We start from the raw sequence: 19,485 nt of genomic DNA on the forward strand, positions 1-19,485 counted from the left end.
ATCTATTAGCGCACCAAAATAAATACCGATATTTTGCGACGATACGCAAAATTCCGTTTCTTATTAATGCCTTAATTGCTTTCTGAGTTGCGGCTGCCGCGGCGCCGCCGGGAGATGGACGCTCGATCTCTTCTCATCCGTCTGGCGCGCGCCGAGATGTGAAAGAGGAAGGAGTGAAGATGTCCACGACCATACCAGGCGATACGTCCACCACCGCGACCATCACCCAAGGCCAAGTGCTGAACGGCGAACTGACATTCTCCGGCGACAGCGACTGGTACCGCGCGGAAATGACCGCAGGCCTTGATTACGGCTTCAAAGTTTCAGGCGACGGTTCGGGATCGTCACTTCCCGACGCCGATCTCTATCTCTACGACAGCACGGGCAATCGCTTGACCGGCGGAACGAATTATTCGCAGACCAGCACGAGCATTACCTATAAGGCGCCGGCATCCGGCCCCTATTACGTCGGCGTCACGGACAGCAGCGATCTCGGCAACTACAAGCTCACCTGGCTCGGCAACGACACGGTGCTGCGCAACGCCGCCACCACCGCCACGCTGGCCCAAGGCCAAACATTCAAAAGCGCGATCGACGTCGCCGGCGATTCCGACTGGGTGAAGGTGGAACTAAAAGCCGGCCTTAATTATGGTTTCAACGTCTCCGGCGACGGCTCCCAGGGCAGCTTGCCGGATGGAGATCTCAATTTGCGCGACGCCGACGGCAACGTCGTCGTGTCGGGAACCAACTACAGCAATTCCAGCTACTCGATCTATGACGCCGCGGAACGCACCGGCGCCTATTACCTCGAAGTCGCCGACAGCTCGGACACCGGAAACTACAAACTGTCCTGGCTCGGCAACGATACGATCCTGCGCAATAACCAGACGACCGTTTCGCTGGGGTCCACCAAGACCCACACCAGCGCCATCGAGGTGAACGGCGATTCGGATTGGTTCAAGGTGAAACTCGAAGCTGGCATCAGCTACGCGTTTCGCGTCGATGGGACAGGCGCCAGCAAGTTGCCGGACGGCGACGTGAATATTCGAGACGCCGACGGAAATATCGTTTCCTCAGGAACCAACTATTCCAGCTCGAGCTTCGCCAACGCCTATACTGCGGAGGATGACGGCGTCTATTTCGTTGAAGTCACCGATAGCGGCGGCGATATCGGCAAGTATAAGATCACCAATGTCGGACGTGATACGATCGTCAACAACACCGACACGGATCGCATCATCGTCGAAGGAGGCGTTACGCAAAGCAAGATCGACGCGAACCAGGACAGTGACTGGCATCAACTGACCGTTCGCAAGGGCCGCACCTATGAGTTCGACCTGACCGGCACAGGCGGGAAAAATGGCGCCGATGACGTCTATCTCGCATTGCACGATAAGAATGGCGACCGCCTGGTCTATGACAACGGTGACTCCGCCACTATTACCTGGAAAGCCGACATATCCGGCAAAATCTATCTGGAAGCCGCAGGCAATTCATTCTCCACCATCGGCGACTATAAACTGTCTGCGGTCTCGAACTCGCCGACATTGAAAGGAACATCCAAGGACGACAACCTGACGGGCGGCGACAACAAGACGACGATTTCGGGTCTCGGAGGCGACGATCGACTGAACGGCGGCGGCGGAAACGACAGGATCATCGGCGGCGCGGGCGTCGACACGCTGATCGGCGGCGGCGGTAAGGACGTCTTCGTATTCGCGGCCTCGGATACCGGGTCAACAGTCAAATCCGCCGATACGATCCTCGATTTTAACGTCCGACAGAAGGACGTGATCGATCTCGGCGCGATCGACGCCAATACCCACAAGTCAGGCAATCAGGCTTTTACGTTCATCGGCGACGACAGCTTCTCCAAACATGCCGGCGAACTGCGTGTCGACAAGGAGAAGAGCGACACCTGGATCAAGGGAGATATGAACGGTGACGGCAAGGTCGATTTTCTCCTTCACCTCGACGACAGCGTCAAGCTGACCCAACAGCATTTCGACCTCTGACTATGTTCGGGCGGATGCAAACGCGTCCGCCCGAACAAGACGGCCCTTGCCATCACATAAAGATATCTTTATATCTTTTTCCAACAGCAATCGCGAGGACCCGCCGATGACCGCCAATCCGCTATCAGACCTGCTCGCCCAGAAGGGCGTTCTCCTCGCCGACGGCGCCACCGGCACCTCGTTGTTCGCCATGGGCCTGGAAGCCGGCGAAGCGCCCGAAATGTGGAACGAGGACAAGCCGGAGAACATCACCAAGCTGCATCAGGATTTCGTCGACGCCGGCGCCGACATCATCCTGACCAATTCCTTCGGCGGCACTCGCCATCGCCTCAAACTGCATCATGCGCAGGACCGGGTTCACGAACTCAACAAGAAGGCGGCCGAGATCGCCCGCGCCGTCGCCGACAAGGCCCCGCGCAAGGTGATCGTCGCGGGCTCGGTCGGTCCGACCGGAGAATTGCTGATTCCGCTCGGCGCGATGTCCTATGAAGACGCGGTCGCGTCCTTCGCCGAGCAGATGGCCGGCCTCAAGGAAGGCGGCGCAGACGTCGCCTGGATCGAGACCATGTCCTCGGCCGAAGAAATCCGCGCCGCCTGCGAAGCAGCCGTGAAGACCGGCATGCCCTATGTCTATACCGGCTCCTTCGACACCGCCGGCAAGACCATGATGGGTCTGGCGCCCAAGGATATCCATGGCGTCGCCGCCGATATCGGCGAAGGCCCTGTCGCCGTCGGCGCCAATTGCGGCGTCGGCGCCTCCGACATTCTGGCCACCCTGCTCGCCATGACCGAGGCCAAGCCGGACGCCACCGTCGTCGTCAAGGGCAATTGCGGCATCCCCGAATTCCGCGGCGAGAAGATCTATTATTCCGGCACCCCGCCCCTGATGGCAGATTACGCGCGGCTGGCCATGGACGCCGGCGCGAAAATCATCGGCGGCTGCTGCGGCACCTCCTGCGAGCACCTCGCCGCGATCCGCCAGGCCGTCGACAGCCATACGCCCGGCCCCCGCCCGACACTGGAGACCATCGTCGAACGCATCGGCCCGCTGCGCAACAAGACCGCCGAAGACGCCGCCGCGCCCCGCGAACGTCGCGGCCGTAGCCGCGGCTGAAACCGACGGAGCGGAGATTCGATTTAAGGGGCCCGGCGAGGGCCCCTTTTTCGTGACTTGCGCGGGGTCAGGGTCGGACAAGCATGGCTAGCGATATCTCTTTTCCAAAGGGGACACACCGCGCCGATGATTCCATTCCAGTCGCGATCGAAACCGGAGGCTCCATGACGTCAGCGCTCGAAGATGCGCTTCGGCGTTATCAGGCGGGGGAATACCAGGGAGTCATCGCCGATTACGGCGTATTGGCCCAGGAACCAGATTGCCCGCAAGCCTTGCTGGTGATCCTGGCGCAATGCCATTTGCGGACCGGATCTCCACTCAGAGCCGCCAGACACTTTAGGCGGGCCGCCGAAACCGAAGGCCGCGATCACGCCGCCTTCATGCTGATCGCCGGCCATCTGTTTCTCGAACATCTCGCTGTGAACGAAGCCTTTCAGGCCGGCCTAAACGCCCGCGATCTCGCGCCGCAGGATCCGCGCACGCACCGTTTCTACTATCGCGCCTTGCGCCATACCTGCCTGTTCCGCGAAATCGCCGAAGAAAACGACGCTCTCATGGCCCGGCTTCGCGGCGGCGATCCGTTCTGGCGCTCGGCGGAAGATCCCTACACCCATATCGACTGGGCCGACGACGAGGCGCTGGCGGCCGACTTGCGGCTCTTCCCCCAGGACTTGCCGCAACAGCAAAAGCCACTGCTCTCCACCGAGCAGACGATGTTGCGGATCGGCTATCTCCTGCCCTCGCTAACCCCCGAATCGTCTCCCATGCGGCTGATCGAGCCGGTCCTCGCATGCCATGACGCCTCCCGGATCGCCTTCAGCCTGATCACGCTGGAGACGGAAACGTCGCCGGAAACACGTCATCCGGCGCTCGCGATCGGCGGGATCAACGACGACAGCGCTTCCGCCGACATCCGCGCCCTCGGCCTCGACATCCTCGTCGATCTCGCCGGCCACGCCCCGAACGGCCGCCAGAACCTGTTGGCGGGCGGTCTGGCGACCTTGACGGTCGGCTTTCTCGGCGTCACCGGTCCGAGCGCCGGCTTGAACTATGATTATGTCATCGCCGACGCCACGGTCGTGCCCCCCGAGGCGACGCGCCGATATCGAGAGAAGATCTGTCGTCTGCCGGGCGTCTTCGCCCCGCTGCCGCCGTGGACGGGAGAGATGGAAATTCGAAGCCGCGCGTCGCTGGATTTGCCGGAGGACGCCGTCGTTTTCGCCTTCTTTCATGAAAAGCGTCGGCTGTCGCCCGCCTGCTTTGCAAGTCTCGCCGCTATCCTCAAGGCGGAAGAGCGGGCCGTGCTCTGGCTGCAATTCGCCAACCGCTTCAGCCGAGACAATCTTCTGGCCGCCATGGTCGAGGCGGGCGTGGCGGGAGAACGAGTTCGCTTTTCGACGCCGGCCGCCAGCCGCGCCGAACGTATGGCGCGCCTGGCGGCAGCCGATGTCGCGCTCGACAGTTTCCCGCACAATGGCCCAGCCATGATCGCCGAGGCGCTGCAACTCGGACTGCCCGTGGTTTCGATGCGCACGGACGCCTTCTGGGGCCGGATGACCGAAAGCCTGCTCGATACGCTCGGGCTCGACGAATTGACCGTCTCGGATGACGCCGGTTATGTCGATCTGGCCGTTTCGCTCGCCCGCGACGCCGAGAAGAGGCAGGCTCTCTCCCGAAAAATACTTGGGAAAGTCGCAGGCTCCAGCGTTTTCGATCCCGCATTTTTCGCTCGAAACCTCGAATCGGCGTATGGGCAAATGATGATGCGCGCACGGGCCGGACTGCCTCCCGAAGACATCGATCCGCCGCCGCCCGTCGCCAGGACGAACTGAACGGATGAAGACGCAATGACCGCAGCCCCCTTTCCCGACCGCGACGCCGTCGCCGAAAAAGTCCAGACCTTTCAGGAGGCCGACCAGAGCTTCCTCAAGCTGCTGATGGAAAATCCCGTTCAGGACGACAATCTCATCGAAGGCTTGACGCTCTGGCTGAACCGCGCGGCGGAAGCGCGTTTTCTGAATTCGCTCAAGCTTGAAAAGACCGGCGAATGGCTGGGTCACAATGCCCCGGCGCGGCTTCAGTTCCGCCTGTTGGAGCTCGCGAAATCCTCCCAGCACCCGGCTTACGCCGCCTATCGCGAGGGGTTGAAGCGCTCGAAAGGGCTCGAACGCGCTTTCCCGCCCGCGCCGGTGTGACCTGTCGCGGCCGCCGATGACGACCGCCGAGCCCGATCTTCAAAAAACCTTGGGGCTGGGATCAAGAAAATTTAGCGGCTGTTTTCAACCGCTTGCGGTAGAAAGCGGGAGAAGTTTGTTCTAACTTTGTTCGAACTCTCCGCAAGGGCCTCCCATGACACCGCGCCGCGACTATCAACTCGGGCTCCTGCTCGTCACGCTTTCGGCGGTCGCCTGGAGCACCGCCGGCTTTTTCACCCGCCTCATCCCACATGACAGCTTCACGCTTTTGGCCTGGCGCGGCATCTTCGGCGCGCTCAGTCTGCTGATTGTGGTGATTTTGATGCATGGTCGCGGCTGGACGCGGGAATTCCTGCGCATCGGCAAGCCGGAGCTCGCCTATATTGCCCTCACCGTCTGCGGCATGATTATGTTCATCACCTCGTTTGCCCACACATCGGTGGCGCATGGCGCGGTGATCTACGCAACCATCCCCTTCATCGCCGCCTTTCTCGGCTGGATCTTCCTCGACGAGATCCCCGACCGCGGAGCGATCACGGCCAGTGTCGCGGCCCTCGTCGGCGTCGCCGTCATGGTCGGCTTCGGCGCCGACGGCGGGCTGTTCGGCGACGCGCTGGCTCTGGGCATGACGCTGTGCATGGGCTTCTCGATCATCCTGATGCGCAAGAACCCGACCATGGCGGCAGCGCCGGCGGCGGCCATCGGCGCGCTGTTGAGCGGGCTGATCTGTTGGCCGCTGGGCGATCCCCTGTCGGTCACCACCGTCGAACTCTGGCAGCTCGCCGCCTTTGGCGCGGTCAATTCCGCCATGGGCCTCGCCTGCTTCGCCTGGGGCTCGAAACGCCTGCCGGCGATCGAAACGGGCCTGATCGGGGCGCTCGATACGCCGCTCGCGCCTCTCTGGGTGTGGATCGCGTTCGGCGAGACCGTCGCTGCGCAGACGCTCGTGGGCGGCGGCGTGGTCATGGCCGCCGTGTTCGCCCACGTCCTCTGGACCCAGCGCCGCCAACCCATGGGAAGCCCGGCATGACCGACCTCGCCTTCGACCAGATCCATCGCGACCGCCAGATCGGCGTGATCTTCGTCATGCTGGCCGCCGCCACCTGGAGCACGGCCGGTTTCTTCACGCGGCTGATCGGACTCGACTATGCCGCCATGATCGCAGGACGCGGCATTTTCGGCGGCCTGGGCCTGTTTGCGATCATCGTCATGACCGAAGGGCGCAACTGGCCGCGCCTGTTTACGAACATGCGCGGCGCGTCGCTGCTCTATATCGTGTTCGTCGTCGCCGGCATGACCGCCTTCGTCGGCTCGCTTGGCCTCACCTCGGTGGCGCACAACGCGGTCATCTTCGCCACGCTGCCGCTGATGGCCGGGTTCCTCGGCTGGTTCGTGCTGCGCGAAACGCCGACGCCAGCCTCGGTCGCCGCGGCCGGCCTTGCGCTCATCGGCGTGGCGATCATGGTGGGCTTCGGCGCCGACGGCGGGCTTGCGGGGGACGCGCTGTCGGTTCTGTCGACGCTCTGCATGACGCTCTGCATCATCCTGATCCGACGTCACCCCGAAATCTCGATCACCGGATGCGCCTGCGTGGGATCGCTGACCAGTGGGTTGATCTGCCTTCCCTTCGCCGATCTCTCGGCGGCTCAACCGCCGCAACTGATCTTTCTGGTCCTGTTCGGCCTCGTCAATTCCGCCGCGGGACTGACCCTGTTCTCGCTCGGCTCGCGCAAATTGCCGGCCATGCAGACGGCGCTGATCTCGACGCTCGACACGCCTCTCGCGCCTTTGTGGGTGTGGATCGCCTTTCAGGAAAGCGTGACGCCGCAAACCTTGATCGGCGGCGCCATCGTGCTGGCGGCGGTGATCGGGAATATTCTGTGGAGCAGGCGCGCGGTTGGGTGATCAACGCGCGGTGATGATGGTTTCACCGGCAAGCAAACTTTCTTCAACCTCGGTGAAAATCTCAGCAAGGCGAGCAAGCAAGGCGGCCTTGCGCGAATTTCGGATTCTGATCCACACCACTTGAGGCCCCATTTTCACGCGTGAGCGGCGATCGGCGAAATCCTGATCTTTAGAGACAATCACGGCAGATTCGCGCAGCGCCAAATCCCAAATCACGCTGTCGCTGGCGTCTTGAAGATGGAGGTCAGAAACATGGACCGCGTCATGTCCTCTCGAACTGATCCAGCGCGCAACCGCAGTAGGTAATTGCGCGTCGACCAGAAAACGCATCAGGCGACGCGCGGAACGGGTTGTTCAGCTTGTCGGGCTGCATATTCCAATGCGGCGGTGATGTCTTCGGGTTCGAGGAGCGGATAGTCTTCAAGAATCTCTTCTCTGCTAGCTCCGCAAGCGAGGAGATCCAACACGTCGACAACACGGATGCGCAATCCGCGGATACTGGGACGGCCACCGTTTTTGTCTGAACTGATCGTGATCCTGTGAAGTTCGCTCATGAGCTTAATCCTGCAATCTGCCGCCAATCTAGCACAGTTTGCGCCCATGTCACTTCACAGCGACAACGCCTCCATATGAAACCGCAATTGCTCGGACGCATAGCGATGCTCCGCCCCGACAGGGCATGCCGCGCGGGACAAGCATCCTCCCGTCATGCAACTCGCCTGCCCGTCATCCGAGGCGAGAAATCCACGACACGCGGCATAGCCGAACCCTGCGTCCGTGATCGCCCCCGCCGGACAGGCCGCCAGACAGGGCTTGTCGGGACAGTGATCGCAGGGATGACGATCGAAGGTGACAGTCGCCTCGCCGATCCTCTCTGCAAAGCCGATTGCGCCACGATAGCCGTGCCAGAGGCCGTGAACAGGGTGGATGAGAATGCCGAGCGGCGAGGATTGCAGCCCCTCGGCGCGCATCGCCCATTGCTGGAACGGCTTCCACGGCTTCTCCGAAGGAAACCAGGCTTCGCCCGGGGCGGCCAAGGGTCGGATCACGCGTTCCGACCAGGCGTCGAGGGGATGAGCGAGCCCCGTCCCCTCGAATTCCAGCCATTGCGAAAAGGTCGGCCAAAGCGAGCCGCCGATATTGCCGATCAGCACGACCGTCCGCGCCATCTTGCCCGCCGCCATCTCCGGCCCGTCGCCGTCGAAATGCAGAACGCCGCGCAAAAAAAGTCCGTGCGGCGCAAGCGCCGCACGGAGGTTTGCGAGTGTGTCCGAGGAGTATGTCATCGCATCCAGTCGGGTTTGTAGTGCGGACGCCAGACGTCCCGCTGGATCATATCCTCAACCTGCATCCGACCGCCGCTCTCCCTGGCTACGGGACCCCTTCAAGTGAAGGCGTCGGGCATGGAATCCTTGCGCTCCTTGATATAGGCGAGCAGGGCTTCGTCGATCGCCGGGTCGAGCGCGGGCGCTTCATACTGTTCCAGCCAGGAGCGGCACAGCGCATTGGCGCGCTGCTCGATGCGCTTTTCGCCTTCCACTTCCCATTGTTCGTAGGAATTGTTGTCGGCGAGCGCGGAGCGATAGAAAGCGGTCTGGAAGTTGGCCTGGGTATGTGCGCAGCCGAGATAGTGGCTGCCTGGGCCGACTTCGCGGATCGCATCGAGCGCCTGCGCCTCGACCGAGAGGTCGACGCCTTCGGCCATCTTCTGCATCATGCCGAGCTGGTCCTGGTCGATCATGAACTTCTCGTAGGACGACACGAGACCGCCTTCGAGCCAGCCTGCGGCGTGCAGCACGAAATTGGTGCCGGCGAGCAGGGTCATGTTGATCGTATTGGCGCTTTCATGCGCGGCCTGGGCGTCCGGAACCTTGGAGGCGCAGAGCGAGCCGCCGGTGCGGAAAGGCAGGCCCAGACGACGGGCGAGCTGGGCTGCGCCATAGGAGACGAGCGACGGCTCCGGCGTGCCGAAGGTCGGCGCGCCCGACTGCATGGAGATCGAAGCGGCGAAGGTGCCGAACAGCACCGGCGCGCCCTTGCGGATCAGCTGGGTGAAGGAGGCGCCGGCCAGCACTTCGGCGAGGATCTGCGTCAGCGTGCCGACCACCGTCACCGGGCTCATGGCGCCCGACAGGATGAACGGCGAGATGACCGTCGCCTGATTGTGACGGGCGTAAACCTTGAGCGCGCCCACCATGGTCTCGTCGAACACCATCGGCGAATTGGCGTTGATGAGGTTCAGCGTCACGCAATTGTTTTCGACGAAGTCGTCGCCGAACACCAGCTTCGCCATGGCGATCGTGTCTTCGGCGCGTTCCGGCGCGGTGACCGAGCCCATGAACGGCTTGTCGGAATATTTGATGTGGCTGTAGATCATGTCCAGGTGACGCTTGTTCACCGGAACGTCGACAGGCTCGCAAACCGTGCCGCCGGACGAATGCACCGACGGCGCCATATAGGCCAGCTTCACGAAATTGCGGAAATCCTCGATCGTGGCGTATCGGCGGTTGCCGTCCAGATCCCGCACGAAGGGAGGGCCGTAGACGGGCGCAAACACCGTGGCCTTGCCGCCGATCTGGCAGTTGCGGGCCGGATTGCGGGCGTGCCAGGTGAATTCCGACGGCGCGGTCTTCAGGAGTTCGCGGCACAGGCCCTTGGGGAAATGCACGCGCTCGCCGCGCACATCGGCGCCGGCTTCCTTCCACAGCGCCAACGCTTCCGGATCTTCGCGGAATTCGATGCCGATCTCTTCGAGAATCGTGTCGGCGTTCTTCTCGATCAGCGCCAGGCCTTCCTCGTCGAGAACTTCATATTCGCGGATCTTGCGGGTGATATAGGGAAGAGACGGGTTGGGACCTCCGCCCGCGCGCGACGCTCTGCGCGCCGCAGCGCCGCGTCCGCGACGTCCGCCGCCTTCTCCCTGAGCGGCTACTGGTTCGACTGTCTCATCCATGGTCTCGTCCTCTGCGATCGCCGCCTGCGCGGCCTAGTGTTTGGTTTGATCCTAAACCATGCCGCAAAAGGGACATTCCTAAAAGCGCCACCCATGTCGCTGGAAGCGAAGCGCGGCGGAGATGGAACAGGACGGCGGAAATAGGCTGCGCTCAGCCGGCCAGAAGACGGGCGCTCGCCTGGCCTTCACGCCGCTCTCCCAGCCATGCCATCAGCGACAGGTCGGACATCGGACGGGCGAAATGATAGCCCTGCCCCAGCGGAACGCCGAGCCCCATCAGAAGCGCGCGGTCGGATTCCGTCTCGACGCCCTCGCCCACCACCTCCATGCCGAGATCATGCGCCATACGACTGACATGCCGGACAATTTCATAAGTGCGGTCGCAGACCGAAATACGGCGGATCAGCGATTTGTCGATCTTGATCTGGGCGAATTCGAGCGCCGCCAGCCGGCTGAGATTGGAGTAGCCGGTTCCGAAGTCATCGACCGCGAGCCGGAGACCCGCAGCCCGCAACGCTTCGAGATTGTCCATGACCTGCTCGCTGAGCGACATCGCCGCGTCTTCGGTCAGCTCCAGAATGACGCTCTCCGACGGACAGCCTCTCTTGGCGAGGACGTCGGCGATCGCCTTGGCCAGATCCGGCATCGACAGCAAGGCCGGCGACAGGTTCACCGCCATCCGCGGCGCGTCGTTCGATACCGAAAGCCGCTCGCGGAGCAGACAGGCGCGGTCGAGCATCAGCAAGGTCATCGGCAGGATGAGGTCGGCGCCTTCCGCCGCCTGGACGATCTCCGGAGCCGGAATCGCTCCGAACCGCGGATGCGACCAGCGAACCAGCGTCTCGACGCTGAGCGTCTGTCCCGTCTTCATGGAGACGATCGGCTGGAAGGCCGCGTCGAGATCGCCATCGGCGATCGCTTTCGCGAGATCCTTGCCGAGGCACCGCTTGCGCGCATTGTCGGCGATCATGTCGTCCGTGGTGAAGCGGGCGCAATTGCGTCCATCCGCCTTGGCGGCGTAAAGCGCGAGATCGGCGTGTTTCATCAGCGTCTCGACGAAAGGCGTCGCATCGCGGGCGTCGCTGGAATGCGCCACGCCGATCGACGCCGTCACCTGGATCGTCTTGCCTTCGACCGAGATCGGCCGCGAGATGTCGGCGAGCGCCGCTTCCGCGTAATCCAGCGCCCTGTGGCGCGATCCCTTCAACAGAACGGCGAATTCGTCGCCGCCGAGACGCGCCACGACCCCGCCGAGGGGCAAGGCGTTTTCCGCCAGGGCCGTCGCGACATGACGCAGCAGCGCGTCGCCGGCCGGATGGCCCATCGTGTCGTTGACGTCCTTGAAGCCGTCGAGATCGACGAGCAGAAGCGAAAATTCACTGAGAGGCGGCCGCGACGACAGGTCGGTTTCGAATCCCCGCCGATTGCCGATGCCGGTCAGCCCATCCGTGACCAGCAGCGCCTCCTTGTCGGCGACGGCTCTCTTCAGGCGAACATTGACCCGCCGCGAAATGACGAGCTCGACGATCACGAACAGCACGAGGACGCCGACCAATGCCGCGAATTCCGACTGCATGGATTTTAGCGACGCCAGACTCGCGAGCTCCTGCTCGATCATCTTCTGCATTTGGAAACGCCGCGCGCTATAGGCGTCGCTGCTCATATCGTTGACGCGGGTCTGGAATTCGCGAATCAGCGACAGCAGCGGGCGAATGCTGGTCCGCTCGCCCGGCGCGAGTTTCTGGATCGCCGCCTCGTAATCGCCAAGCCGCTCCTTTATTTCGACGGCGACCTTGGCGTCCTCGATATCGGCCTCGCGCAAAGCGCGCTGATAGTTCGCGGTGGCGACCACGTTGACGCGCGACCAGAAAATGTCCAGCGCCATATTGACGTCGGCGCGCGTGATGTCGCGATCGCCATAGGAAAAGCGATGCGCCTTGACCAACAGATCGGACAGCTCCATTTCCATCCGCGTCGCCTCTTCGTAGCGGGCGGAATTGAACAGATGCATTCCCAAACCATCCGCGATGGCGGAAATATTGCCGATGGTGACGACGAGCATCACGCCCATCGCCAGCAACATGGCCGGAAATCGGAACAAGGCGAGGTTTCGCAACGCGCGGCGAGGAATCATCGGATGGAGATTTCCTTCAGCTGCCAGACGCTTCGCGCCTCGTAGATCGGATTAAGACGCAGGTGAGGATGCGCTTCGGAAGGGTAGACGATCCAAAGAGGGCCTTTGTCGCGCAACGTCAATGGCTTGCCGTCAACCTCGCGGGCCGCCAGCACCGGGAAGTCGTCGAGATCCGACATTGGAATCTCGGCCTGGTAGCGATCAAACCCGATCGCCATCAACGTCGTCCCCGAGATACCGGCCAACGCCAGGACATCCTTGAGAAGAGGACCCCGCGCGCGATGCGGTTTGTCGTCCATTCCAGGTAGGATGGCGACATATTCGCTTTGCTGCAGCTTCTCGATTTTCGAAAGCGGGATCTCGACGACCTTCTCGGCTGTGCGGATCACCAGCACGGCTTCCTGGGCGCAGCAGGCTGCGGCCCATAGAAAAAAAACAAGAAAACTGCACAGCCTTTTCATATGCATCGGCGACCTCCAACAGCCTTCCCTAGCGGAACACGCGTTAAAAACGGCTTATTCGAAAAAAGAATTATACGGCTTGTCGCAAGCTGCCGTCGCTTTCGTGCGGGAGAGCGTCGCTTTCGAAAACGCTTTGCAAACGTCCAAGGCTAACTATAGTGAAACATAGGGTTTCGCCGAATCCGGCGCCCGCAGATTGATGACGAGGAGCGCCATGGCAGACGATGAAATCATTCTCTCCGAGCTTTCGGACGAAGAGCTTGTGCAGCAGATGCACGACGATCTCTACGACGGGCTGAAGGAAGAAATCGAGGAAGCCACCAGGATCCTTCTGGATCGCGGCTGGGCCCCTTACGACATCCTGACCGAAGCGCTCGTCGAGGGCATGCGCATCGTCGGCGTCGACTTCCGCGACGGCATCCTGTTCGTGCCGGAAGTGCTTCTGTCCGCCAACGCCATGAAGGCCGGCATGTTCATCCTGCGTCCGCTGCTCGCCGCCACCGGCGCGCCGAAGCTCGGCAAGATGGTCATCGGCACCGTCAAGGGCGACATCCACGACATCGGCAAGAACCTTGTCGGCATGATGATGGAAGGCGCGGGCTTCGACGTGATCGACCTCGGCATCAACAATCCGGTCGAAAACTACCTCGACGCGATCGAGCGCGAAAAGCCTGATATTCTCGGCATGTCGGCGCTGCTGACCACCACCATGCCTTACATGAAGGTGGTCATCGACACGATGAAGGAAAAGGGTATCCGCGACGACTACGTCGTTCTCGTGGGCGGCGCGCCGCTCAACGAAGAATTCGGCAAGGCCGTCGGGGCCGACGCCTATTGCCGCGACGCCGCGATCGCGGTGGAAACCGCCAAGGACTTCATCAAGCGCAAGCACAATCAGCTCGCCGCCGGCGTCTGATTTCGGCCGTCAGGCTCCAAGCACAAATGGCCGCAGCGGGAACTCCGCGCGGCCATTTTCGATTTTGGCTGAGCCGATCAGTTGGCGACGTCGTTGGCGGCGTCCTGCGTGGCGTCGACGGTGTTGGACGCATCCTTGCCCATGCCGCGAATGGTGTTGCCGCAGGACGACAATGCGAGCGCGGCGATGAGGGCGAAGGCGATGCGGGTCGAAATCTTGGTCATGTCTGCTCTCCGTTGAAGCGTATGATCGGGCCCAAAACCGGTCGATACACCGGCCGTCCGCCGATCTAACGCGCGAAGAGCGGATTTGTTCGCGCCGGAGGCTAGATTGAGCGCATTTATGCGAAGGAGAACACCGATGAGCGAAAATCGAGGGTCGGAGAGCGCGCCTGATCGGTTGCGCGTCATCGCTTGCGGCGCCATCGCCCGCGAAGTGCTGGCCATTTGCAGCCAGCATGGCCTCGACCATATCGATCTTCAGTGTCTGCCCGCAATATGGCACGTCTTTCCCGAGAAGATCGCGCCGGCCATGCGGGAGAAAATCGCCGAAGCCCGCGCCGAAGGCTTTCGAAAGATCTTTATCGGCTATGCGGAATGCGGCACCCAGGGCGAACTCGACAAGATTTGCGCCGAGGAAGGCGTCGAACGTATTGCCGGGCCGCATTGCTACGCCTTCTTCACCGGCAACGATAAATTCCTCGCCGAATGCGAGACCGAATTCACCGCCTTTTACCTGACGGACCTGATCACCCGTCAGTTCGAAGCCTTCGTGATCGAGCCGCTGAAGCTCGACAAGCATCCTGAACTGCGCGACATGGTGTTCGGCAACTACACCAAAATCGTCTATCTCGCCCAGACCGAGGACGAGGACCTGCAGAACAAGGCCAAATGGGCCGCCGATTACCTCAAGCTCGATTACGAATACCGCTTTACCGGCTATGGCGATCTGACCGACGCGCTCAAGCGGGCCTGATCGTAACGAAAAAAAAGCGACATTGTTGTTTGATAGCCTGCCCGCAACCGTTACATGGGAGCGGCCGAGGAATTGGAGACAGTGTGACCGAATGGATATGAGCGCGGCGAAGCCCCAACACCCCCGTCCCAGGCAGAGCCTGTCGCATCTGTTGCGCGAACTTTCCGACAATGCCGGTGAAAAAATAACCTTGGGTGAAATCGCCGACGGGATGGAGCAACGCTCCTTCGGCGCTTTTCTCGTCGTTTTCTGTCTGCCGAATCTCATTCCGCTTCCGCCGGGAGCGACCTTCGTCCTCGGGCTGCCGCTGGTGTTCGTCTCGTTTCAGATGGCGTTCTCGCGGCTGGATACGATCTGGCTGCCTCGCCGGCTCCACGAATACGCCTTCGACAACCGCGCCTTCGCCAAGGTGCTGGATAAGTTCCTTCCCTGGATCGCCTGGACGGAACGCTTCATCAAGCCGCGCTTCTGGGTCGGCGAGATGCGTCTCTATGAGCGGTTTCTGGGATTGTTTGCCCTGCTGCTGGCGCTGATCATCTTTCTTCCGATTCCCCTCGGCAATATGGGGCCGGCCTATGCCTTGGCGCTGATCGGCCTCGGATTGACGGAACGGGACGGGTTGACCATGCTCGCGGGCGTGGCGCTCGGGCTCGCATTCACCGTGGTCATCGGCTATGTCGGCTATGAAATTCTCTCCGCCGTGCCTGCCGTCCTCCGGCAAATTCCAACCTATTGGGCGAGCGTCAAGACGTTTTTCTCCTTCTGATCCCTCGGTTTGGATGCGCTTTGTCAATGTGCCGACAGGCGTGTCGCATTAAGACCAAAGCGACGTCGTGACTAGCCGGGCCACGAGCCCCCTTCCCGCTCCATTGTAGTCCCATCGGAGGAGAGCGGACCGGCGCACAGCAACGCAGGTCCGCGACAGCATGTCCTGACAGGAGTATTCGGGAATGGCGGACCGCATCATTGTGTTTTGGCGCGACATCCCCGCGCAGGTGATCATCAAGAAGGGGCGGCAGAACGCCAAGCGCGAATTGTCGCTGCGCTTCACCGAGGCGATCGATATGTGCGCCATGCGCACCGGCGCCGCGGAAACGGATGATTACCTCGCCGAATGGCGAAAGGCCGACCCCGTACCGGTCTCCGACGATCTCGAAGGCGAGGCCGACAAGGCCGCCGCCGAGCTCGAAGCCGCTTATGACCGCGATCGGCTCGTGGCGCTGGTGAAAGCCGGCGGTCGCGAACAGAACTAATCCAGGCCCAGCACGCAAGGACCCCCATTCATGTCCAGAATTCCCGCTTCCATCGAAGTCGCCCCGAAGCAGGCGATCGAATCCGCCGACCTGCCGGGCCTGTTTCCCGCCGGAAGCCGCGTCTACATCACCGATATCGGCACCGACACCACCGACACGCTGGTCGCCGCCGCCCGCCGCGTCACGTCCCTCGGCTACACCGCCGTGCCGCATTTCGCCTCGCGCCGCCTGTCCACCAAGGTCGCGCTCGAAGAGCGCATCAAGCGCACCGTCGGCGAAGCCGGCGTCAAGGACGTGCTGATCATCGGCGGCGGCCTCGACAAGCAGGCGGGCGAATTCGGCTCGACCATGGAAGTGCTCGACACCGGCTTCTTCGACAAATACGGCATCATGGACATCGCTGTCGCCGGCCATCCCGAAGGCTCGCCCGATTTTTCCGAAGCCGTTGCGATCGAGGCTTTAAAACTCAAGCAGGCTTTTTCCGAACGCACCGGCGCCCGCGTCCGCATCGCGACCCAGTTTGGTTTCGACGCCAAGAAGTTCATCGCCTGGGCTGAGGGCCTCAAGGCTGCCGGCGTAGACCTGCCGGTTCACCTGGGCGTGGCGGGCCCCGCCAAGATCACCACCCTGATCAAATACGCGGCCATGTGCGGCGTCGGCAACTCGATCTCCTTCCTCAAGAAGAACGCAATGTCGCTGACCGCGCTCGCCACCAGCCATTCGCCGGAGGATGTGGTCGGCCCGATCGAAAAGCACTTCCTCGCCAACCCCGACTCTGCCATCAAGCAGATCCACGTTTTCCCCTTCGGCGGCCTTAAGAAATCCGCGGAATGGCTTGTCGAGCGTGGCTCTTGGGATATGAACTCTTCCGCTGCCGTTTCGGCGCGCGCCGCATCTTAATTTCGAGGATCAGACGGACATGACCCGCACCATCGTTGCTTCCGCCACCAAGGAAATCATCATCGGTTTCGACCAGCCCTTCTGCGTCATCGGCGAGCGCATCAACCCGACCGGCCGCAAGAAGCTGGCCGCCGAAATGCAGGCCGGCAATTTCGAAACCGTCATCAAGGACGCGCTCGAACAGGTCGCCGCCGGCGCCACCATGCTGGACATCAATGCCGGCGTGACCTCGGTCAACCCGAACGAAACCGAACCGGGCCTGCTGATCCAGACGCTCGAAATCGTCCAAGGCCTGGTCGATGTGCCGCTCGCCATCGACAGCTCGGTGACCGCAGCCATCGAAGCCGGCCTCAAGGTCGCCAAGGGCCGTCCGCTGGTCAACTCCGTCACCGGCGAGGAAGAAAAGCTCGAAGCCATCCTGCCGCTCTGCGCCAAGTACAACGTCCCCGTGGTCGCCATCTCCAACGACGAAACCGGTATTTCGCAGGACCCGGACGTCCGCTTCGCCGTCGCCAAGAAGATCGTCGAACGCGCCGCCGATTACGGCATCAAGCCCTATGACATCGTCGTCGACCCGCTCGTGATGCCGATCGGCGCCGTCGGTTCGGCCGGTCTTCAGGTCTTCGCGCTGGTGCGTCGCCTGCGCGAAGAGCTCAAGGTCAACACGACCTGCGGCCTGTCCAACATCTCCTTCGGCCTGCCGCATCGCCATGGCATCAATGCCGGCTTCATCCCGATGGTCATCGGCGCCGGCATGACCTCCGCCATCATGAACCCCTGCCGCCCGGCCGAAATGGAAGCCGTGCGCGCCGCCAACGTTCTCAACGGCACCGACGAGAACTGCTACAACTGGATCAAGACCTATCGCGACTACAAGCCCGCCGAAGGCGGCGCAGCGCCTGCTCCGTCCCCGGCATCGGCCTCGACCGGCGGCGGCCGTCGCGGCGGCCGCGCAGCCCGCGTGGGTGGTGGGGCTGCGACGGAGTAAGCGCAACGCCTTTGACTTTTGGAAAGCCCGGTTGCGAAAGCGCCGGGCTTTTTTCGTTATTGCTTGATCTAGCGCCATACGAAAACGCGCGTCCGGCTTTCTAGGCCATGATATGGCCTATGCAGCACATTTGCCATTTGGCGGAAATGCATTATATTTATGCCAGAAAGAGAGGATGCCATGCAGCTCCAGCCAATCTCTGTGACACCATTTGAAATCGGATCGACTGAAATCTCGGATAGCGAGGCAGCCGCGCTCGCCCGTACGACGGTGAACCTCTTTAGCGCATGGAAGATCACCGACGCGCAGGCATGCACACTGCTGGGCGGACTGTCGCCACGCACTTGGGCGCGTTGGAAAGAGGGCAATGCCGGACGCATCCCGAGAGACCTGAAGATGCGCATGGCGCACCTAATGGGGATCCACAAAGGGCTGCGTTATGTGTTCAAGGAACCCGCCAGAGGATATGACTGGATCAAGGCTCCCAATGCCGCCTTTGGCGGCAAATCAGCGCTGGAGGTAATGTTGGGCGGCGAACTCTCTGATCTGGCCGTGATGCGCGAATGGCTCGACGCCGAGCGAAGCGCATGGTGAGTGGTCTCTCTGTCCCCACTCAGGTGCGGTGGCCGAAGACCTATCGCATCATCCGATCCATTTATCCGCCGATCAATCTGTTTGAGGACATCGCCGATCCCCGCGACTGGGAGCTCCTCGTCGCTGTGGAGGCGAAGACCAATCCGCGCATCCGGTTCGAGGTGGGCGATCTCGGGAAAGTGCCGGCGCATCGGCGCGTGTCAGGAATCGGCGCCAGCTATGTGATGGCGCCGTTCGTCCATTGCTCGACAGCGCGCCCCGGACGCTTCACAGACGGGAGCTATGGGATTTACTATGCCGGCGAAAGCGAAGACGTCGCTCTCGCCGAGACGATCCATCATCATCAGAGCTTCATGCGTGCGACCGCCCAATCTCCAGGATGGACCTCCGACTTTCGGGTCCTGGTGGGCAGCGTCGATCAGGTCCTCGATGACGTGAATGCCGTGCCCGACGTCCTGCACCCCGATGATTACTCTGCCTCCCAAGTCGAGGGACGCGGGCTCCGGGCGGCGGGCAGCAACGGTCTTTTGTGGAACAGCGTCAGGATGGCGGACCAACGCTGCATAGGCGTCTTCTGGCCTGATATCATTCCTATCCCCATCCAGGGGCGGCACTATTGCTACCACTGGGACGGCTCCCGGGTGGATTATGTGCGGCAGTATGGCATCCAGACGATTCTTGCGGTAAATTAGCCCTAAGTGCTTTATGTTCTTGCTTCTAAACAGATCTCAATTTTTCGGCTGCAATTCGCATTTCTTCTTTAAGAATGTCCGCAGACGCTCCCTCAATAATTTTATCTCTGTTATCGAATAAGCGGATCAGAAACTCTTTGTCTGAATCGCGGCTATATGTACTTAGTTGATAAACTGCTGCCAGTTTGCCTGCCAATGTCCCTTGTTGATCAAGCAGTGCAACCAGCTCCAAAAAGTGCGCCTTACGTCGATCGGCCAGGTCCAAGAACAATTTAATAACGTATGCAAAAGCTGATCCCGCAAACGCGATCAGCGGGACCACTACTGTAATTTACGGCCCATGATCCGTAAGCCACTTCGCGAACTCTTCCAATCCTCAGCCCCCAATGA

General features: G+C 61.6%; 22 protein-coding genes. 14 read left to right on the forward strand and 8 right to left on the reverse strand.

Annotation, left to right across the window (positions count from 1 at the left end):
* Positions 1 to 179: 179 nt before the first annotated feature.
* The 6 genes from OCK01_RS02350 (at position 180) to OCK01_RS02375 (ending at position 7,229) form a co-directional block, all read left to right on the forward strand.
* On the forward strand, positions 180 to 2,015 hold the full coding sequence (locus OCK01_RS02350) for a calcium-binding protein (protein WP_263822524.1): 1,836 nt from the start codon (positions 180 to 182) through the stop codon (positions 2,013 to 2,015).
* A gap of 106 nt (positions 2,016 to 2,121) precedes the next feature.
* Positions 2,122 to 3,129: a betaine--homocysteine S-methyltransferase gene (bmt, locus tag OCK01_RS02355; protein ID WP_263822525.1), complete on the forward strand. Its 1,008-nt coding sequence runs from the start codon at positions 2,122 to 2,124 to the stop codon at positions 3,127 to 3,129.
* A 164-nt stretch (positions 3,130 to 3,293) separates the two neighbouring features.
* Entirely contained in the window at positions 3,294 to 4,961 is a 1,668-nt protein-coding gene (locus OCK01_RS02360; RefSeq protein WP_263822526.1) for a hypothetical protein, read from the forward strand.
* Positions 4,962 to 4,976: 15 nt separating this feature from the next.
* Complete coding sequence (locus OCK01_RS02365) at positions 4,977 to 5,324, forward strand: hypothetical protein (protein WP_263822527.1); 348 nt, start codon at positions 4,977 to 4,979, stop codon at positions 5,322 to 5,324.
* Positions 5,325 to 5,478: 154 nt separating this feature from the next.
* Positions 5,479 to 6,354 (forward strand): DMT family transporter, encoded by an 876-nt coding sequence (locus OCK01_RS02370; RefSeq protein ID WP_263822528.1) that lies wholly within the window; start codon positions 5,479 to 5,481, stop codon positions 6,352 to 6,354.
* A complete protein-coding gene (locus tag OCK01_RS02375) occupies positions 6,351 to 7,229 on the forward strand; it encodes a DMT family transporter (protein WP_263822529.1) in 879 nt (292 codons plus the stop codon). Before OCK01_RS02370 ends, OCK01_RS02375 begins: the two co-directional genes overlap by 4 nt.
* Here the strand turns inward: OCK01_RS02375 and OCK01_RS02380 are convergent, their stop codons facing one another.
* The 6 genes from OCK01_RS02380 to OCK01_RS02405 all read right to left on the reverse strand — a co-directional run bounded on the left by OCK01_RS02380 (position 7,230) and on the right by OCK01_RS02405 (position 12,711).
* The gene (locus OCK01_RS02380; protein ID WP_263822530.1) at positions 7,230 to 7,559 is read right to left on the reverse strand and encodes a DUF5615 family PIN-like protein; all 330 of its coding nucleotides are present in this window, start codon (positions 7,557 to 7,559) and stop codon (positions 7,230 to 7,232) included.
* Positions 7,559 to 7,783 carry a DUF433 domain-containing protein gene (locus OCK01_RS02385; protein WP_263822531.1) on the reverse strand — a complete coding sequence of 75 codons (225 nt, stop codon included), beginning with the start codon at positions 7,781 to 7,783 and terminating at the stop codon, positions 7,559 to 7,561. The genes OCK01_RS02380 and OCK01_RS02385 overlap by 1 nt, the downstream gene beginning before the upstream one ends.
* A 54-nt stretch (positions 7,784 to 7,837) precedes the next feature.
* Complete coding sequence (locus OCK01_RS02390; protein ID WP_263822532.1) at positions 7,838 to 8,515, reverse strand: ferredoxin; 678 nt, start codon at positions 8,513 to 8,515, stop codon at positions 7,838 to 7,840.
* 98 nt (positions 8,516 to 8,613) lie between these two features.
* Positions 8,614 to 10,182, reverse strand: coding sequence for a trimethylamine methyltransferase family protein (locus OCK01_RS02395; RefSeq protein WP_263822533.1), 1,569 nt, complete (start codon positions 10,180 to 10,182; stop codon positions 8,614 to 8,616).
* Positions 10,183 to 10,333: 151 nt separating this feature from the next.
* Positions 10,334 to 12,316, reverse strand: a complete 1,983-nt coding sequence (locus OCK01_RS02400) for a putative bifunctional diguanylate cyclase/phosphodiesterase (RefSeq protein ID WP_263822534.1) — start codon at positions 12,314 to 12,316, stop codon at positions 10,334 to 10,336.
* Positions 12,313 to 12,711 carry a hypothetical protein gene (locus tag OCK01_RS02405; RefSeq protein ID WP_263822535.1) on the reverse strand — a complete coding sequence of 133 codons (399 nt, stop codon included), beginning with the start codon at positions 12,709 to 12,711 and terminating at the stop codon, positions 12,313 to 12,315. The genes OCK01_RS02400 and OCK01_RS02405 overlap by 4 nt, the downstream gene beginning before the upstream one ends.
* 280 nt (positions 12,712 to 12,991) lie before the next feature.
* Here OCK01_RS02405 and OCK01_RS02410 point away from each other — a divergent pair, with 280 nt between their 5' ends.
* Positions 12,992 to 13,693 carry a corrinoid protein gene (locus tag OCK01_RS02410; RefSeq protein ID WP_182829139.1) on the forward strand — a complete coding sequence of 234 codons (702 nt, stop codon included), beginning with the start codon at positions 12,992 to 12,994 and terminating at the stop codon, positions 13,691 to 13,693.
* A gap of 77 nt (positions 13,694 to 13,770) precedes the next feature.
* Here OCK01_RS02410 and OCK01_RS02415 read toward each other — a convergent pair whose 3' ends face one another.
* The gene (locus OCK01_RS02415) at positions 13,771 to 13,917 is read right to left on the reverse strand and encodes an entericidin (RefSeq protein ID WP_182829138.1); all 147 of its coding nucleotides are present in this window, start codon (positions 13,915 to 13,917) and stop codon (positions 13,771 to 13,773) included.
* Between the two features lie 136 nt (positions 13,918 to 14,053).
* Between OCK01_RS02415 and OCK01_RS02420 the strand changes: the two genes are divergently transcribed.
* From OCK01_RS02420 to OCK01_RS02450, 7 genes are all read left to right on the forward strand, one after another.
* Entirely contained in the window at positions 14,054 to 14,668 is a 615-nt protein-coding gene (locus OCK01_RS02420; RefSeq protein ID WP_182829137.1) for a DUF1638 domain-containing protein, read from the forward strand.
* A 97-nt stretch (positions 14,669 to 14,765) separates the two neighbouring features.
* Positions 14,766 to 15,434, forward strand: coding sequence for an exopolysaccharide biosynthesis protein (locus OCK01_RS02425; protein WP_182829136.1), 669 nt, complete (start codon positions 14,766 to 14,768; stop codon positions 15,432 to 15,434).
* 184 nt (positions 15,435 to 15,618) lie between these two features.
* Complete coding sequence (locus OCK01_RS02430; protein WP_263822536.1) at positions 15,619 to 15,921, forward strand: virulence factor; 303 nt, start codon at positions 15,619 to 15,621, stop codon at positions 15,919 to 15,921.
* A gap of 30 nt (positions 15,922 to 15,951) precedes the next feature.
* Entirely contained in the window at positions 15,952 to 16,821 is an 870-nt protein-coding gene (locus OCK01_RS02435; protein ID WP_263822537.1) for a methylenetetrahydrofolate reductase, read from the forward strand.
* A gap of 19 nt (positions 16,822 to 16,840) precedes the next feature.
* Positions 16,841 to 17,809, forward strand: a complete 969-nt coding sequence (locus OCK01_RS02440; protein ID WP_263822538.1) for a methyltetrahydrofolate cobalamin methyltransferase — start codon at positions 16,841 to 16,843, stop codon at positions 17,807 to 17,809.
* Between the two features lie 180 nt (positions 17,810 to 17,989).
* Positions 17,990 to 18,403 carry an MbcA/ParS/Xre antitoxin family protein gene (locus tag OCK01_RS02445; RefSeq protein ID WP_263822539.1) on the forward strand — a complete coding sequence of 138 codons (414 nt, stop codon included), beginning with the start codon at positions 17,990 to 17,992 and terminating at the stop codon, positions 18,401 to 18,403.
* Positions 18,397 to 19,095, forward strand: a complete 699-nt coding sequence (locus OCK01_RS02450; protein WP_263822540.1) for an RES family NAD+ phosphorylase — start codon at positions 18,397 to 18,399, stop codon at positions 19,093 to 19,095. Before OCK01_RS02445 ends, OCK01_RS02450 begins: the two co-directional genes overlap by 7 nt.
* Positions 19,096 to 19,120: 25 nt before the next feature.
* Here the strand turns inward: OCK01_RS02450 and OCK01_RS02455 are convergent, their stop codons facing one another.
* On the reverse strand, positions 19,121 to 19,417 hold the full coding sequence (locus OCK01_RS02455) for a hypothetical protein (protein ID WP_263822541.1): 297 nt from the start codon (positions 19,415 to 19,417) through the stop codon (positions 19,121 to 19,123).
* Between the last annotated feature and the right edge of the window lie 68 nt (positions 19,418 to 19,485).

It is taken from the genome of Rhizobium sp. TRM95796, assembly GCF_025779995.1.
In the GTDB taxonomy this organism is placed as follows: Bacteria; Pseudomonadota; Alphaproteobacteria; order Rhizobiales; family Rhizobiaceae; genus Rhizobium_E.

What these genes read in the sequence shown, in the direction of transcription:
- OCK01_RS02360 (WP_263822526.1), top strand. Translation starts at nt 3,294, where the DNA reads ATGACGTCAGCGCTCGAAGATGCGCTTCGGCGTTATCAGGCGGGGGAA.
- OCK01_RS02425 (WP_182829136.1), top strand. Translation starts at nt 14,766, where the DNA reads ATGAGCGCGGCGAAGCCCCAACACCCCCGTCCCAGGCAGAGCCTGTCG.
- OCK01_RS02400 (WP_263822534.1), bottom strand. Translation starts at nt 12,316, where the DNA reads ATGATTCCTCGCCGCGCGTTGCGAAACCTCGCCTTGTTCCGATTTCCG.
- OCK01_RS02430 (WP_263822536.1), top strand. Translation starts at nt 15,619, where the DNA reads ATGGCGGACCGCATCATTGTGTTTTGGCGCGACATCCCCGCGCAGGTG.
- OCK01_RS02410 (WP_182829139.1), top strand. Translation starts at nt 12,992, where the DNA reads ATGGCAGACGATGAAATCATTCTCTCCGAGCTTTCGGACGAAGAGCTT.
- OCK01_RS02435 (WP_263822537.1), top strand. Translation starts at nt 15,952, where the DNA reads ATGTCCAGAATTCCCGCTTCCATCGAAGTCGCCCCGAAGCAGGCGATC.
- OCK01_RS02365 (WP_263822527.1), top strand. Translation starts at nt 4,977, where the DNA reads ATGACCGCAGCCCCCTTTCCCGACCGCGACGCCGTCGCCGAAAAAGTC.
- OCK01_RS02420 (WP_182829137.1), top strand. Translation starts at nt 14,054, where the DNA reads ATGAGCGAAAATCGAGGGTCGGAGAGCGCGCCTGATCGGTTGCGCGTC.
- OCK01_RS02445 (WP_263822539.1), top strand. Translation starts at nt 17,990, where the DNA reads ATGCAGCTCCAGCCAATCTCTGTGACACCATTTGAAATCGGATCGACT.
- OCK01_RS02395 (WP_263822533.1), bottom strand. Translation starts at nt 10,182, where the DNA reads ATGGATGAGACAGTCGAACCAGTAGCCGCTCAGGGAGAAGGCGGCGGA.
- OCK01_RS02415 (WP_182829138.1), bottom strand. Translation starts at nt 13,917, where the DNA reads ATGACCAAGATTTCGACCCGCATCGCCTTCGCCCTCATCGCCGCGCTC.
- OCK01_RS02350 (WP_263822524.1), top strand. Translation starts at nt 180, where the DNA reads ATGTCCACGACCATACCAGGCGATACGTCCACCACCGCGACCATCACC.
- OCK01_RS02385 (WP_263822531.1), bottom strand. Translation starts at nt 7,783, where the DNA reads ATGAGCGAACTTCACAGGATCACGATCAGTTCAGACAAAAACGGTGGC.
- OCK01_RS02375 (WP_263822529.1), top strand. Translation starts at nt 6,351, where the DNA reads ATGACCGACCTCGCCTTCGACCAGATCCATCGCGACCGCCAGATCGGC.
- OCK01_RS02440 (WP_263822538.1), top strand. Translation starts at nt 16,841, where the DNA reads ATGACCCGCACCATCGTTGCTTCCGCCACCAAGGAAATCATCATCGGT.
- OCK01_RS02390 (WP_263822532.1), bottom strand. Translation starts at nt 8,515, where the DNA reads ATGACATACTCCTCGGACACACTCGCAAACCTCCGTGCGGCGCTTGCG.
- OCK01_RS02380 (WP_263822530.1), bottom strand. Translation starts at nt 7,559, where the DNA reads ATGCGTTTTCTGGTCGACGCGCAATTACCTACTGCGGTTGCGCGCTGG.
- bmt (WP_263822525.1), top strand. Translation starts at nt 2,122, where the DNA reads ATGACCGCCAATCCGCTATCAGACCTGCTCGCCCAGAAGGGCGTTCTC.
- OCK01_RS02370 (WP_263822528.1), top strand. Translation starts at nt 5,479, where the DNA reads ATGACACCGCGCCGCGACTATCAACTCGGGCTCCTGCTCGTCACGCTT.
- OCK01_RS02450 (WP_263822540.1), top strand. Translation starts at nt 18,397, where the DNA reads ATGGTGAGTGGTCTCTCTGTCCCCACTCAGGTGCGGTGGCCGAAGACC.